Source organism: Undibacterium sp. WLX3042, from assembly GCF_049544825.1.
Classification (GTDB): Bacteria; Pseudomonadota; Gammaproteobacteria; order Burkholderiales; family Burkholderiaceae_D; genus Undibacterium.
The window spans coordinates 780,846-796,537 of record NZ_CP186698.1; the positions used below are offsets into that span (position 1 = coordinate 780,846).

13 protein-coding genes are annotated in these 15,692 nt (G+C 52.9%); 4 read left to right on the top strand and 9 right to left on the bottom strand.

Annotated elements, in window-relative coordinates; genetic code table 11:
* Nucleotides 1-160: 160 nt before the first annotated feature.
* Nucleotides 161-727 (bottom strand): GNAT family N-acetyltransferase, encoded by a 567-nt coding sequence (locus tag ACPAOP_RS03550; protein ID WP_423709364.1) that lies wholly within the window; start codon nucleotides 725-727, stop codon nucleotides 161-163.
* A gap of 158 nt (nucleotides 728-885) precedes the next feature.
* Here ACPAOP_RS03550 and ACPAOP_RS03555 point away from each other — a divergent pair, with 158 nt between their 5' ends.
* Nucleotides 886-1,569: a MarC family protein gene (locus tag ACPAOP_RS03555; protein ID WP_423681223.1), complete on the top strand. Its 684-nt coding sequence runs from the start codon at nucleotides 886-888 to the stop codon at nucleotides 1,567-1,569.
* Nucleotides 1,570-1,592: 23 nt separating this feature from the next.
* Here ACPAOP_RS03555 and cadR read toward each other — a convergent pair whose 3' ends face one another.
* Nucleotides 1,593-2,024: a Cd(II)/Pb(II)-responsive transcriptional regulator gene (gene cadR, locus ACPAOP_RS03560; protein ID WP_423681224.1), complete on the bottom strand. Its 432-nt coding sequence runs from the start codon at nucleotides 2,022-2,024 to the stop codon at nucleotides 1,593-1,595.
* Between the two features lie 310 nt (nucleotides 2,025-2,334).
* Here cadR and ACPAOP_RS03565 point away from each other — a divergent pair, with 310 nt between their 5' ends.
* Nucleotides 2,335-4,641, top strand: coding sequence for a heavy metal translocating P-type ATPase (locus ACPAOP_RS03565; RefSeq protein WP_423709365.1), 2,307 nt, complete (start codon nucleotides 2,335-2,337; stop codon nucleotides 4,639-4,641).
* Here the strand turns inward: ACPAOP_RS03565 and ACPAOP_RS03570 are convergent.
* Nucleotides 4,620-4,943 (bottom strand): hypothetical protein, encoded by a 324-nt coding sequence (locus tag ACPAOP_RS03570; protein ID WP_423681226.1) that lies wholly within the window; start codon nucleotides 4,941-4,943, stop codon nucleotides 4,620-4,622. The two genes, ACPAOP_RS03565 and ACPAOP_RS03570, sit on opposite strands and share 22 nt — an antisense overlap.
* A 146-nt stretch (nucleotides 4,944-5,089) precedes the next feature.
* A complete protein-coding gene (locus ACPAOP_RS03575; RefSeq protein WP_423709366.1) occupies nucleotides 5,090-7,372 on the bottom strand; it encodes a putative bifunctional diguanylate cyclase/phosphodiesterase in 2,283 nt (760 codons plus the stop codon).
* Nucleotides 7,373-7,560: 188 nt separating this feature from the next.
* On the opposite strand from ACPAOP_RS03575, the gene ACPAOP_RS03580 reads away from it, so the two are divergent.
* Together ACPAOP_RS03580 and ACPAOP_RS03585 are read left to right on the top strand one after the other, a co-directional pair.
* On the top strand, nucleotides 7,561-8,172 hold the full coding sequence (locus ACPAOP_RS03580) for a TetR/AcrR family transcriptional regulator (protein ID WP_423681228.1): 612 nt from the start codon (nucleotides 7,561-7,563) through the stop codon (nucleotides 8,170-8,172).
* An 88-nt stretch (nucleotides 8,173-8,260) separates the two neighbouring features.
* Nucleotides 8,261-9,355: an alkene reductase gene (locus ACPAOP_RS03585; RefSeq protein ID WP_423681229.1), complete on the top strand. Its 1,095-nt coding sequence runs from the start codon at nucleotides 8,261-8,263 to the stop codon at nucleotides 9,353-9,355.
* Nucleotides 9,356-9,481: 126 nt separating this feature from the next.
* On the opposite strand, the gene ACPAOP_RS03590 is transcribed toward ACPAOP_RS03585, so the two are convergent.
* The 5 genes from ACPAOP_RS03590 to ACPAOP_RS03610 all read right to left on the bottom strand — a co-directional run bounded on the left by ACPAOP_RS03590 (nucleotide 9,482) and on the right by ACPAOP_RS03610 (nucleotide 15,684).
* Nucleotides 9,482-10,894, bottom strand: coding sequence for a sensor histidine kinase (locus ACPAOP_RS03590; protein ID WP_423709367.1), 1,413 nt, complete (start codon nucleotides 10,892-10,894; stop codon nucleotides 9,482-9,484).
* Between the two features lie 2 nt (nucleotides 10,895-10,896).
* Nucleotides 10,897-12,243, bottom strand: coding sequence for a sigma-54-dependent transcriptional regulator (locus ACPAOP_RS03595; protein ID WP_423709368.1), 1,347 nt, complete (start codon nucleotides 12,241-12,243; stop codon nucleotides 10,897-10,899).
* 150 nt (nucleotides 12,244-12,393) lie between these two features.
* On the bottom strand, nucleotides 12,394-13,641 hold the full coding sequence (locus tag ACPAOP_RS03600; RefSeq protein ID WP_423681233.1) for an ABC transporter permease: 1,248 nt from the start codon (nucleotides 13,639-13,641) through the stop codon (nucleotides 12,394-12,396).
* Between the two features lie 6 nt (nucleotides 13,642-13,647).
* The gene (locus ACPAOP_RS03605) at nucleotides 13,648-14,961 is read right to left on the bottom strand and encodes an ABC transporter permease (RefSeq protein WP_423709369.1); all 1,314 of its coding nucleotides are present in this window, start codon (nucleotides 14,959-14,961) and stop codon (nucleotides 13,648-13,650) included.
* A 12-nt stretch (nucleotides 14,962-14,973) separates the two neighbouring features.
* On the bottom strand, nucleotides 14,974-15,684 hold the full coding sequence (locus tag ACPAOP_RS03610; RefSeq protein WP_423681235.1) for an ABC transporter ATP-binding protein: 711 nt from the start codon (nucleotides 15,682-15,684) through the stop codon (nucleotides 14,974-14,976).
* Nucleotides 15,685-15,692 lie beyond the last annotated feature (8 nt).

Consider the following 15,692-nt stretch of genomic DNA (forward strand, 5'->3'; position numbering starts at 1 on the left):
CAATCCAGTGCAAATTGTAGCGCCGTGGCGTTGTTATCAAAGCGTAATCTGTGTATCGCTTTGTGACGGATTATTGCGCACGATCAGACAAATGCGATATTCACCAGACGCTGCCCGGACCGCGCGTTTCCGATATACGCCGAGCAATGCTGCTACCCTGCTAAGACCGCGATCTGCTGCGCCATTCCCGCGCCAGAAGGGAATAACATTTCAGATCGACATAGCGATCGTCCTTGCGTTCACACTCGCGCAGAATTCCTTCTAACTGAAATCCGAGTTTTTCTATCAATTTCCAGCTTGCCGGATTATCCGGCTCGACCATGGATTGCATGCGATGCAGCCCGAGTACGGAAAAGCAGTAATCCAGCATCGCCGACAGACATTCCATCATGACGCCTTTCCCCCAGTATTCAGGAAAGATCCAGAAGCCGGTTTCGGCGCAATGATCATCCTGCTCCCATTCGTTGATACCGCAGGTGCCGATCAAGTCCTGCGGCGCATCGCGATGGCAGATGCCCCACCAGATTCCGGTACCGGTTTCATAAATCAGTTCAAACCAGTCCAGCTGCGCTTGCGTCAGTTCCAGTGTTTCGTAACTGATACCGTAATACTCTGTGACACGCGGATCAGACATGCCGCTGAAAATGCGCGGCAAATCTGTTGCGACAATTTGTCTGAGCAAAAAGCGCGGGGTCTGGATCACGGGAAACGGAGATTTTTCTGACATAATCGAATCTGTTCACACATGGACAATGCTTGGATAACACACGAATAACATAAGCGGATAAGCAGCAGCAATAAACTTGCCTGATTTAAAACCAGAAACAGGATATTTCGCGGATATTCTGTTGCATAATCGTGCCCTCAATTTTTTCAGGAGTTTTTATGAGTATGGCGATGATCGTCTTCTTCAAGGCGTTGCTGGTGGTGCCTATCACTTTGTTGCCAATTTTAAATCCGATTGCGATTGCACCTATCTTTTTGTCGATGACAGGACCGATAGAACCGGAAATCGCCAACCGGCTGGCGAAACGCATTGCGATCAACTGTTTTTTTCTGCTGATGGGCGCGATTTTTATCGGCTCTTACGTGCTGGATTTTTTCGGCATTTCGCTGCCTATCGTGCGCGTTGCCGGGGGCATCGTGGTCGGCATGGCCGGCTGGAAATTACTGAATGACCAGAGTCAGGACAAATTGCTCAATTCGGTCGCTGCTTCGCACGGCGGACAGTGGAACCGTGAAGAATTGCGCCGCCGCAGTTTCTATCCGTTCAGCTTTCCTTTAACCGTTGGTCCCGGCACGATTGCCGCCTCCGTCACACTCGGTACGCAAATGCCTCACAAGCCTATCGACTGGTTGCTGACAAGCATCGCCTCTGCGATGGGCGTGTTACTGACGACGGTGGTGATTTATCTGTGCTACCGCTTTGCGCGGAATATGGAACGTTTCCTCGGCGATATCGGCGCCACGGTACTGATGCGCTTATCCGCGTTTATTCTGTTGTGCATAGGCATAGAAATCGGCTGGGCCGGCGTCTCTGATCTGATGGCCGATCTGCATCTGCGCTGATTTCCGGTCTGCACATCGCTTTTTCACAGGTTCTCCGCATGGCAGGCACACGCTTCGCCATGCGCCGCAGCCACCAGCTCATGCAAAATCCCGCACTCTTTTCCATGATGCCGTTCGTCGCAACGCGCACGTAACTGACTGAGCTGCTTTTCCAGCGCCCGCATGCTTTTCAGCCGCGCTTTGACGCGTGCAATCTGCTGATCGATGAGCAGATTAATATCGCCACAATCATCCGCCGGGCTGGCGATAAACGCTACCAGCCTGCGCACATCGGCCAGCGGAATATCCAGCGCCCGGCAATGACGGATAAACGACAAGCGCTCCAGATGCTCGCCGGTGTAGCTGCGGTAACCGTTTTCCTCCCGATCCGGTGCCGGTAACAGGCCTTGTTTTTCGTAATACCGGATGGTTTCCAGATCCACTCCGGTCGCTTTCGCCAGTTCACTGATGCGCATTTTTTCACTCACGCTAAATGATGATGGGTTGCTGAAGATGCATTTATGATTAATTAATACTCCCCCGGGTATATAAAAAGCCCCTTTGTTTATGAAGACATTAGAGCAATTTAATTAAAAACAGGGGGGAGTATATAAATATTGGTCTGTATTGACAGCTTTTCTGATGCCGGCTTTCAGTCAGCAACATCCTATTTTCCGTGCGATATCTCTATCCGCACTAGTGCGGAAAAGTATCCTCAAAAAAAATCTTGACCCCGTAGCCACTCCAGAGTCTACACTAAAGCAAATGTAATCATCAGGAAGTGATATGGCAGATAAAATTGCTTGTTGTGGCCACGACCACACTCCGGAAAATTCCGCTGAACCAGCGCCGCATGTACACGCGCACGCCCATGAGGGCAAACAAAGCGTGTGCGGGCATGATGCATGTACGGCGACTGTCCCGGCAACTGCCCGAGAACCGCAGCCGGATCTGCCAAACGATGTGCAACGCCTGCGCTTTCATGTCGCACAAATGGATTGCCCAACCGAAGAAGCGCTGATCCGTCGTTCGCTGTCAGAATTGCCGGATGTCCTGCGGCTGGATTTTGATTTGCTGAACCGTATTCTGACCATCCATCACCGCCAGCAAAATATTGCCGATATTCACCGCAAACTGAATGCCGTCGGTATGGCCGGCACCCAGCTGGACGTCGGGCAGCCAGCAGCGACGTTCAGCGAAAAGCCATCACGCCGCCAGTACTGGAAAATGGCGCTGGGCGGCATCGCGGCTTTCAGTGCAGAAGTTATCGCCTGGATCAGCGGCAAAGAAAGCTCGATCATCATAGGCGTACTGGCACTGTTTGCGATACTGATCTGCGGCATCCCGACTCTGAAAAAAGGCTGGATCGCGTTGCGCCATTTCACGCTGAACATTCATCTGCTGATGACGGCAGCAGTTGCCGGAGCGGTCGCGATCGGCCAGTGGCCGGAAGCAGCGATGGTGATTTTCCTGTTCGCTGTCGCCGAAATGATAGAAGCGGCGAGCCTGATCCACGCCCGCAATGCCATCAGCGGCTTACTCGAACAGGCGCCGGAAACAGCGCAGGTACAGCAGGCGGACGGCAGCTGGCAGGCTGTCAGCACACACGCTATTGCCGTCGGTACGCTGGTCCAGTGCCGCCCCGGCGACAGAATCGCGCTCGACGGCTTCGTTGTATCCGGCCTGTCGAGTGTTAATCAGGCCGCCATCACCGGTGAAAGCATGCCGGTAGAAAAGCAGCAGGGCGATATCGTTTATGCCGGAACACTGAATCAATCCGGCACCTTACAGATACGCGTCTCTGCACCGGCGAACGCGAGCATGCTGGCACGCATTGCCCATTCGGTGCAGGAAGCGCAAAGCCAGCGTGCACCGACCCAGAGTTTCGTCGATAGATTTGCCTCCATCTACACACCGCTGGTGTTTGTGCTGGCCTTACTGACCGCGATACTGCCACCGCTATTCCTGCAGCAAGACTGGCATGACAGCCTGTACCGGGCACTGGTGTTGCTGGTGATCGCCTGCCCGTGTGCACTGGTGATTTCAACACCGGTCACTGTCGTCAGCGGGCTGGCACTGGCAGCACGTCACGGCATCGTCATCAAGGGCGGACTGTTTCTGGAGCAAGGCCGGCTGCTGAAAACGCTGGCTTTCGATAAGACCGGCACACTGACCGAAGGCAAGCCCGGCGTCAATCTGATACGCAGTCTCAGCGATCTCGGGGAACCAGAAATTCTGCGTCTCGCCGCCAGTCTGGATGCCGGTTCCAGCCATCCTCTGGCAGTGGCGCTGACGGCTGCCTGCAGCGAGAACTTATCCGCCGTGAACAATGCCCAGTTATATGAAACCCAGCGCGGGCGCGGCGTCAGTGGTGAAATAAACGGTCAGCTTTATTACCTCGGCAATCGCGCCATGCTTGATGCACTGTCCATCGCGACGCCGACCGCTGGCTGGCAAAATCTCGATGCCCAAATACACACTCTGGAACAACAGGGAAATACTGTGATTTTTCTCTGCCGTCAGCAGAACTTACTCGGCCTGATTGCGATCTCGGATCAGGTCAGGGAAAGCAGTCAGGCAGCGATTGCCGAATTACACGCGCTTGGCGTTACCACCCTGATGCTGACCGGAGATAATGCTGCGACCGCGCAGGCGATTGCAGCGCAAACCGGGATCAGCGAGGTACGCAGCCAGTTGCTGCCTGAAGACAAACTCGAGGCCATCCGAACACTGCGCGCACAAGGCGTTACCGGTATGACCGGCGATGGCATCAATGATGCACCAGCTATCGCCACCGCTCATATCGGCTTTGCGATGGCAGCCGGCAGCGATACCGCACTGGAAACAGCAGACGTCGCTCTGATGCAGAATGATTTGCGCAAATTGCCGGAATTCATCCGTATTTCACGCAAAACCAGTCAGGTTTTATGGCAAAACATCAGCTTTGCACTGGCAGTCAAACTGATCTTTTTTGCCCTCGCACTGAGCGGACATGCGAGTTTATGGATGGCGGTATTTGCCGACACCGGCACCAGCCTGCTGGTGGTGCTCAATGGTGTGCGGCTGTCCCGTTACGCTGGTAAAGATGTCTGAGCCGTTTCAGCGACCGGCTCATTCAGTATCAGTGCATGTTCAACCTGATCGGATTCATCACCGATGCGGCTCTGCCATGCACGCAGAAAGTAATTTTTTTCCGCAGACGTCGGTGCTTCGTGCCAGATCACCATCAGCGTTCCTTTATGGTCGTGTATTTTCGCCAGTTTGGTGATGCAGTCAGTATTCTGATCGACGTCAGCCAGCCCGATCGCATAGCCATAAACACGGCTCAGACGCTCAATCCGGTCTGGCTCGGTTTCACTGTTCGTGGCAGAAATTCTTGGATGATCCAGATACATATACAGTCTCCATCAGGGTAGTCTCCGCCCGATTTTATCTGAAGCCGGAAGACGCGGCTATGCTTTTCCCGGCGAAGGTCTGAAGCTGACGACAGTTTGCAGCAAAAAGCCTGCAAAAGAATCGACGCTGGCCTGAGGATCGCTGACTAACCCGCCTCTTTCAGCAATGGCAGATGGCTCACCAGCAAATCACTCATGTCACGCATATTGAGCGGATGGTAGAAATAATATCCCTGAAAGAAATCGCAGCCGACTTCTTTTAAAAAATGTTCCTGATCCTTGTTTTCAACGCCTTCCGCGACCGTCTTGCAGGACAGAATCTCTGCCAGAGAAATAATCGCCTTGATGATCATTTCGCTCTTGGCGTTGTAGCCGATCTGGGCCACAAAAGAGCGGTCGATTTTGACTGTATGGGCTGGAAAATGACTGAGCTTGGACAATGAGGAATAACCCGTGCCGAAATCATCAATCGCAATGCTGAAGCCACGCTTTTTGAGTGCATTCAGATGCTGGATCGATATTGCTTCATTCGCGATCAGGCCGGTTTCTGTAATTTCCAGTTCCAGATAGCGGGTTTCAATCCGGTAGTGCTGGCAACGCTCTTCAATCAGCTCGATCAGATTAACGCGTGCCAGATCTATCACGGACAAGTTGAGTGCCACTACCGGGCTCTCGCCGTAGGTGTCGAGCCACTGACGAATTTGCGCGCACACCGCGTCAAGCACAAAATCACTGATGTGGTGAATCAGACCGGAATGTTCTGCAACCGGAATAAATTCCGCCGGCGAAACCCGGCCCAGACTGGCTGAATCCCAGCGCAGCAGCGCTTCCACACCTGCCAGACCGCCATCGTGGCTGATCTTGGGCTGATACAGTAAATGAAATTCATTTTGTTTGAGACCGCTGATAATGCCGACCTCGATTTCAATATTCCGCCGGATTTCCTGAGCTTCGTCGTCATCAAACAGGCTGGTGCTGTGATCGCTGGATCGTCTGGCGGCATCGAGCGCCATTTCACTGCGGCGGATCAGATCGTCCGGCTCGCTTTCTCCATGACGCAACAGGGCAATACCGGCGGAGAACTGCACCTGTATCATTTCGCCGTTAATCTCGATTTCTTTCGGCATTTTCTCGCGGACCTGCTCGACAAACAGCACCACATCCCCCGGCGTCTGGAAGCGTTCGAGCACAAACGAAAATACGATACTGCGCAGCCGTGTGCAGAAACTGTTTTCCGGCAGCACAGCGCCCAGTTCGTCGGCAAAGCGCCGTAATAAAGTGTCGCCGGCGGGTGCGCCGAATTGCTGGTTGGCGTGCCGTATACTGTTCAGTCTGAACGATACCAGGGCTGTCACATGGAGTCCGTCGTGTGCAGCCAGAACTGTGGTCAGATGCTGACGCAGCATGCTGCGGTTAGGAAGATTGGTGAGCGGATCATGGCTGCTCAGATAACCTTCGCGCTGAATGCTGAGTTGCAGCGCATGATGCATTTCATAAAACGAGGAGACATCGTTTAAAGCCACAATAAAATCGCCGGTCGCGGTCTGCGAGATATTGTTCAGAACAACCATTTTTCCATTGCGCGTCTGATAAGCGGACGCGCACTTATTTTCTTCGCCCTGGTCGTGTTCAGCGTGCAGACGCACCTTGTCATCGACGGAAAGCCAGCTGAACAGATCATGAGCGTGTTTTTCGTGTGCCTGCCGCCCGAGCAGAGTGTTTGCCTGATTATTTGCCCGTAATATCTGACCAGCCTCATCCGTCAGAATCAGGGCTGTTCCTGCATTTTCAAAAATTTCCTGATATTGCGCATGACTTAATTTCAGTGCGTGGCTGGCGTTTGTGAACTGATCCAGTGCGGCATCAAGCTCGTGTAGGACCCTGAACACGGCAAGTGGCAGGCAAAAATTAAAAAACAGAAAAATTAATGCGTGCACATCTGTCCGCACACCGGACAATGAGGTCTGCAGATCCGGCCATCCTGACTGGCTGGACTGAGAAATCAGAAATAAAAACGGAAGTATATTGAAAAACATCAGCCACAAGGCCGGTCTCAGTCCCAGAAACAAGCGGGCAATCAACGGCGCGGCATAGATCAGAATATAACCGAGCGCAGCGATCTGATGATCCTGAATCAGGGTGATGACCGCGAGAGTAACGCCATAAATATTCAGAATCAGCAGAGCTGCGCTGGCTCTGACCGACCGGGTTGAATAGTAAATAGCGACCGCCTTGATCACACACAACAAGCCGACCACCCACATGACTTTATAGTTATTGCGGGCAAACGCCGAGGCAGAGGTGTGTATGGCAATCCATAGTTCAAGCAAGAAACCTGAAACCAGGATGATACGTAATGCACTGAGTTTCCAGGCGGCGTTTTCAGCAGGCGTGAGAGCATGCTCATTCGGGAAAAGCCAGCGAAACATCATCGTCAGTGATCTGGAAAGTAAGTAGGTAAGAGAAAATGAAAATAAATTTTCAGCCGTGGTCTGATTTTCTCACAATACAAACTTACCCGGAAGCAACTATTACAAATATTTCACAAAAGAAACACTTTTAACTCTTTTTCTCCTGTTGTTTGACATTAGACGACTGGTCTAATAGAATGACGGCTATGCAAAAACATGAAGAACGCCCACACAATTATCAAGATACCCGCGAGCGCATTTTGGCGACTGGCGAGCAATTGATTCTGGGTCGCGGTTTCAGCGCTCTGGGTTTAAGTGAAATTCTGGCGGCTGCAGCCGTTCCCAAAGGCTCGTTCTATCATTATTTTCAATCAAAAGAAGGTTTTGGCGTTGCCATGCTGGAACGCTACTTTGCCGACTATCAGCAACGCCTGGCTGCACATTTCGCTGACCAGACTCACTCAGCACGCGAGCGGTTACTGATGTATTTCGCCAGCTGGCAGGAAAACGCAGAAAACGGCGGATGTCATAAATTTTGTCTCGCAGTGAAGCTGGCGGCAGAAGTATCCGATTTATCGGAACCGATGCGAACCGTATTGTCGGTCGGTATGCGCGGCATCTGTACACAGATTGCCAGCACAATACGGCTCGCACAGGCAGAGGGCAGCGTCGCAGCGACACTCGATGCGGAGGAATCCGCCACATCCTTGTACAGCTTGTGGGTTGGCGCTTCGCTGCTGGCAAAAGTTCATCATGAGCTGCAACCGCTGGTGCAGGCATTGAAACAGACAGAACTACTGTTACCGGCAAGCCGGTAATGCAGACATTGATATTGTTAACATGGGCATGTGCCCATTTTTTTGAAGCAAAAACTAGACGACCGGTCTAATTCATAAAGGAAATCGTATGTTGAAAAATTTACTCTCCCCTGTGCAGGCAGGTAGCGCTTCGCTGAAAAATCGCGTCGTCATGGCGCCGCTGACACGTTCACGTGCCGGCCAACCCGGTGATGTGCCGCGGGCATTGAATGTCGAATACTATGCGCAGCGCGCCAGTGCCGGACTGATCGTGACGGAAGCCAGCCAGATCTCTCGTCAGGGCCAGGGTTATGCATGGACGCCAGGCATTTACACCGATGCACAAGAAGCAGGCTGGAAAAATGTGGTCGATGCAGTTCACGCAAAAGGCGGCAAGATTTCCCTGCAACTGTGGCACGTTGGCCGTATCTCACATAACCTGTTACAGGAAAACGGAGCGGCACCGGTATCGGCTTCTGCACTGCAAGCAGCAAACAGCCAGTGTTTCGTTGTCCAGCCGGATGGCACACCAGCCAATATCCAGACAGCCGTACCGCGCGCGCTGACCACAGAAGAAATGCCGGGCATCGTCGATCAATACCGTCAGGCAAGCAAACGTGCCAAACGCGCCGGTTTTGATCTGGTCGAAGTGCATGCAGCGAATGGTTACCTGCTCCAGCAGTTCATGTCCACCAATAGCAATCAGCGCACAGATGCCTACGGCGGCAGCCTGGAAAATCGCGCCCGCCTGACACTGGAGGCAGTGGATGCGGCCATCGCTGAAATGGGTGCGGATCGCGTTGGTGTGCGTATTTCTCCTAACTTTGTAGCGCACGGTATCGCCGACACCGAAGCAGAAGCAATGGCACTGTATTTAGCCAAAGAATTTACTGCCCGTGGTATCGCTTACCTGCACATTGCCGAACCTGACTGGGCCGGCGGCGCAGAACTGACGCAAAGCTTCCGTGAACAATTACGTGCAGCCTTCCCGGCAACCCTGATTTGCTGCGGGGGCTACAGCGCAGCGGAAGCCGATGCGCTGATCAGCAGCGGTCTGGCAGATGCTGTGGCATTCGGCCGTCCTTATATTGCGAACCCTGATCTGGTTGAACGCTTCGCGGCAGGCGCAGAACTGAACACTCCTGACCGCAGCACTTTCTACGGCGGTGAAGAAAAAGGTTATACCGATTATCCGACGATGTAATTCTGCGCCGTCAGGTCATCGCGATGTTCGTGCGCTGACAGATATCTGAGACGAATTATTCAAAAGGCAGACTGCAGTCTGCCTTTTTCTGTTTAATCTGAGACACTTCAACGGCCTTTCTGCACTTCAGGCAGGCAAGATCAGCGTCACTTGCAGACCACCTTCCTGACGATTGCTCAACAATATGCGTCCGCCATGCGCCTCAATAATTTCCCTGGTCAGCGCCAGCCCCAGCCCGGTACCGTGTCGCTTTGTAGAATAAAAAGGTACCAGTGCATTCGCCATCACGGTATCACTCATGCCACTGCCATTGTCTGTCACATCCAGACGCCAGCCATCATGAATCGCCCTCACCTGCAAGCTGACGCCATCTTCACCGGCACCGGATTCACGGGCATTTTTCAGTAAATTCAATAAGGCCTGTTCCATCTGCGGACGGTCCATTCTCGCCTCTGCCAGCAAGACGGTGTCCTGCTCGCCCAGAAGCAGCTGAAATGGTATCTGCGCTTGTAATGTGCTCAGTAAATCCTGCCAGCGAACAAGCGTGTATCTGGGTGCAGGCAGTTTGGCAAACCGTGCGTAACCGTGAATAAAACTTTCCAGATGACGGCTGCGGTCTGCGATTGTTTCCAGAATCAGTGGCAGGCGTGTCGCATCTCCGCGTCTGAGTAATTCCTGGCCGGAATGCGCCAGCGAAGTCAGCGGTGCCAGTGAATTATTCAGCTCGTGACTGATGACGCGTATCACCTTCTTCCAGGTCTGTACTTCCTGCCGACGCAATTCTGTCGTCAGATGCCGCAATAAAAATAAGGTATGCAATTTTCCGTTCAGGCTGAAACTGCGACGCGCCAGATGATAGACCTCGTCGCCCTCATCATCAGGCTCACTCGCCATTGCCTTCGCTGTGCCTTCAATATCCGCAGCATCTGTCGTTGAAGCGGCAGCTTGCTGTTTGTTGCGCGCAGCCACAGTGAACAAACCATCTCCACCTTTTTCTATCGCTTCCTTTACTGCCGGGGACAGCCCCAGCAAAATTTCCTGCAAACTGAATCCTTCCAGTTGACGACCGTGATGTAACAGCTGACGGGCAGCGATATTCGCGAACACGATGGTTTTATTGTCGGCTACCAGCAACATTGCCACCGGTGTATTTTGCACCATCGTGTCGAGCAAGAGTTCACGCTGCACCAGATTCAGCCTTTGCAGCCGTAAGGTATTGCCCAGTGCATTATGCATTTCGGCCAGTTCAGCCAGTTCATCTTTGTACGGCCAGTGCAGACTGAAAGAATAATCACCGTCCTGGTAGCCAATAACAGTACCATTCACTGCGCGAAACAAAGCGAGCATCGGCGCCAGCTGGCGATACATCAGCCACGCCGCCAGCAATATCATTACCAGCGCGAATGCGATCAGCGCCATCGCACGATAAGCATCAGGCAAGCGCATCAGCCAGACGCTGCAGAGTATGCTGACGGAGGTAAGCGCCCCCGCCAGCAAGCTGAATCGCCATACCAGTGAAATACGTCTGCTCTGTCGCATGCTCATTCCTGACCAGGCCTGGCAATACCGAACCTGTCCATACGACGGTACAGTGACTGACGGCTCAGACCCAATGCCGACGCGGCCTGCGCGATCACACCATGCGCCCGCAGCAAGGCCGTTTCGACTGCGGCCTTATCCGGCTCCGCATCACTGCTCAGACGCATTACCGGTGCTGCAGGCAGACCAAGATCGCCAACACCGATGTGCTCACTGCGGGCGAGTAACTGCGCCCTGTGCATCAGGTTTTTCAATTCACGGACATTGCCCGGCCAGGTATGTGCCAGTAATGCCGCCTTTGCATTTGCATCGAGTTGCTTATCCTGATCGAGAAACGCATGTGCCAGAGGCAGGATATCTTCGGGGCGATCTGCCAGCGCTGGCAGATTCAGTTGTATCACGTTCAGGCGGTAATACAGATCTTCGCGGAATTGTCCGGCCCGTATCATGGCCGGAAGGTCAGCGTTGGTCGCGCTGATGATGCGCACCCTGACCTGCTTTTCGCGGTTCGATCCGAGTCGCTGAAAACGTCCGGTTTCCAGTACACGCAACAACTTCACCTGTCCTGCCAGTGGCAGATTGCCAATTTCATCCAGAAATAAAGTCCCGCCATCGGCAGCTTCAAATTTACCTTCGCGCGATTTTCCGGCACCGGTATAGGCACCGGCCTCAGCACCGAATAATTCAGCTTCAATCAACTCAGCCGGAATCGCGCCGCAATTCAGTACGATAAATGGCCCGTCTTTTACAGCGGAATTTTTTTGTACAATTTCGGCGATGCGTTCTTTGCCGGCACCATTCGGCCCTGTGATCATCACTGAGGCGTCAGAGCGCGCAACCTGACACGCGATTTCCAGTACTTTTTCAGTAGCGCTATCCTGCCACACCAGACCGCACAGATTGAATTGTGTTTCCAGCGCTTGCTTACGCTGGCGTTCGCGCTGCAGGCGACGTTGCAGGGCACGATTGGCCTGTCCGAGTTCAATCAGGTTACGCACCACGGTCAGCAGACGCTGATCGTTCCAGGGTTTTCCCATGTAATCCGCAGCCCCGGCTTTGATCAGACCAATCGCAGTATCCAGATGTGTCCATGCCGTCAGCAAAATCACCGGCATATCGGGGCAGCGTTGCCGGATCTGACGAAACAGTTCCATACCCTCTTCGCCTGAAGTTGTATCGGTACTGAAATTCATGTCCTGTATCACCAGATCAATCACCTGCTGCGACAGTAATGTCAGCCCCATGTCGGGCGTCGATGCAGTCACACTCTCAATCTCGTGCAGCGACAACAGTACTTCGAGTGCCAGAGCGACTGAGGGATTATCGTCAATGATTAAGACTTTAGGCATGTCCGTATTAACTTTTAATTTGCTTCAAAAAGCCGCACGCCGGTTAATCAAGGATAGCAAGCAGCCGGGTGCGAATAAGAGTCTGTATTAATAAGCAACAGAGTTGCCTGCATTATCAGATAAACAGGCACCCTGCCGCAAACCATTTCATCAGACGCTGCGGGTGGCGGTCGCCGGTGCAATTCTGGCCGCCCGCCACGCAGGTGCCAGCGCCGCCGCAATACCCAGCAGACAGAACAACAGCGGGGACCACAGCAGATAAGACAACGGTAATTTGCGCATATCAAACTGGGTCACGAGTAACTGATTCAGACCCAGCGCCAGCACGCAGCCCAGTAAAACACCCAGTGCTGAAATCAGCAGATTTTCGGTCAGGAAGTGCATCAGAATATGCCGTCGTGTCGCCCCTAAAGCGCGGCGTATGCCGACTTGTTTGGTGCGTTGTGTCACCCACAGGCTGCACATGCCGACGATGCCGCTGGCAGTAATCACGATCAGTAATCCGCACACGGTGAGCAACATCCAGGACAAGCCTTTTTCATTGCGATAGCGGTTTTCACGTATCGTGGTCAGCGTCTGTATCGCGATATTCAGCGGCTCTGAAGATGCCGCACGCAGCGTTTTTTCGACCTCGGCCTGCACACGCTCACGCTGCCCCGGTGCAGTCCGCAAGACATAACCCGAATAGGCATCATTAGTCAGACGTACCGGCAGCAAAACAGACATATCGCCGGATAATCCTTCCTGCGCGCCCGAAGATTGCAGCGTATCGACGACGCCAATAATCCGCATCTGCAGCGCACCATCCCCTGTACCGAAATAAAAATTCTTCCCTGCATAGCTGCTGGCTTCAGGAAACAAGGTGCGTGCCATCGCTTTCGTGATTATCGCCACTTCCGGATAATTGTTCGCCGTATTCTGATCCAGCTCCTGAAACTCGTCCTCTTTAAAATCACGGCCATCGATCAGGCGCAGTCCCCACACCTTTACCAGCGAACCGGGCGAAATATAAATTGCTGCATTTCCGGTCGGAGAAGACTGCCTGCGATCCGCTGCAAAGCTGTTGTTGGAGCCGGACTGCGACATCGGTATCGAATTGACCCTTGCCACGCTTTGCGCCCCGGGTACGGAACGCATAAGCTGCTCCTCCCGTTTTTGCATCTCCAGTTGCTGCTCATGCCCGCCTGATTTCTGATTGCGTACGAACACGCTTAATATCTGCTCTTCCTGCGCAATACCACTGGGACGCGCAGAGCTGCTGAGTCTCTGATTCACCAGATATAAGGCGTTCGATAATATCGCCAGGCTCAGGGCAATTTGCAGCGCGACCAGCAACGGCCCCGTTTTATTTTTCAGCATCGCCAGTAAGACTGGCTTCAATGGAAACAGCTGTGTCATAGATCCTCACTGAGATTTCAACTGGATAGCAGGTGTAATCTGGCACGCACGCCAGGTCGGCAACAGCCCTGCAAGTAATGCCGCAAGTACGGACATGGCCACAGTCAGCAACAGCATTTCCCAATCCATGCGGGCAACCGTTTTCAGGTAACCGGCCTGCAAGCTGATCAGTTTCAGAAACAACATCGATAACAAAATGCCGCTGATTGCGCCAACCAATCCGACCACGCCGGTTTCTATCAGCACCTGTAAAAATATCTGCCGGCGTGTCGCACCCAGCGCACGTCGCACACCGATTTCTGCCGCACGCGCTGAAAATTTAGCCAACAACAGCCCTATCGTATTAACAAGGCAAAGCATCAGAAATCCGAAGGCCAGCCACACCGACATTTTTTCATCATCCCCCACGACTTTCATTTCCTGCAACCAGCCGCGTACGTCGAATAAAAGATTCGGCGCGTGCCGTGGGAAACGTCCCAGTTTCTGCTGCTCACTGACATAGGCATCCAGAAATGCTGCCAGTTGCGGCCGTTCCGAGGCCTTGTTCATCTCAACCCAGAAAGTCAGCCAGGTACATTCTGAGTCCAGTAACGCCTGCCAGCCCGGCTCACGCTTGCTTGAACAACTCATGCCACCCGAATGCGGCGTCTGATTACGCATCGCACTGTAAAACGGGACAATGAAACCTTCTTCGTTACCAAATGCACTATTACGCCCGTTGAACCGGTAAAAACGCGGGAGTGGACGCCAGTTATCCATCACACCGGCGATCAGATAACTCCGCCCCCACATGGTCGCTGTGCGGCCGACGGGATTTTCTGCGCCGAACATTTTTTCCGATGTTTTCCGGCTTAGAACAACCACATCAGCACCATTTTTGTCATCCGCCACTGACCAGCGTTCGCCATACAGCATCGGTACCTGCATCATGGGAAAAAAATCACGCGACGCCGCCATTCCCTCGACCTCTATCACCCCCAGATCTTTGCGCGGCATTTCTATCAGAGCGGAGATACCGTATAAACCTGCGCGATATTTTCCAATATCGCTATTGAGTAAAGCATGCACATCACGATAACTCATCTGCTCGTCACCATAGCGCTCTCCGGGGTGATAACCGCTGGCCGGTGCGTTATCAAGAATAGGACTGAATAATCTGTCACTCTTTTCGGGTATCGGGTCTGCAGACATCATATGCAGTATTGTCAGCGTGGATACACTGGCAGCCACGCCGACCGATAAAATTAATATCATCAGTCCCGTCAGCCACGGATTTCTGCGTAAGCTGCGGAAGCCCAGCCATGAGTAGTAAGAAAACATAGGTGCTCCCGTTCAGGCGTATTGCAATGAGGTTACCGCCAGCGACGGTGTCGGCCGCACCAGATCCGAGACCTGGCCGTCAATAATATGCACATTGCGCTGAGCGCGGATCGCCAGTTCAGGATCGTGTGTCACCATTAAAATAGTCGTGCCACGTGCATTGATTTCTTCCAGCAATTCCATGACGCTGCGCGCCATCTGGGTATCGAGATTCCCGGTAGGTTCATCTGCCAGTAAAAGCCGGGGCGAACCTGCCAGCGCACGGGCGATCGCAACCCGCTGTTGCTGGCCGCCGGACAATTCAGCAGGATAATGCTTCATGCGCGCCGCCAGCCCCACCTGCGCCAGCGCATCTTCAATCCGCTCCTTGCGCTCTTTCGCAGGCAAGCCACGATAACGCAGTGGAACGTCAACGTTATCAAACAAATTCAGGTCAGGAATCAGATTAAATCCCTGAAAAATAAATCCCAGCTTTTCATTCCGCAAACGCGTGCGTGCATTGTCATCAAGTCCTTTAACATTCACACCATCTAGAAAATAATCACCATCACTGAATTCTTCGAGCAAACCGGCAATATTGAGGAAGGTTGTTTTGCCTGAGCCGGAAGGCCCGGTCACCGTCACAAACTCACCTTCTCTGACATGAATTTCAAATCCCCGCAATGCATGGGTTTCGATTAAGTGTGTGCGATAGACTTTATTTAATTTCTGCATTCTTAACATCACAAACT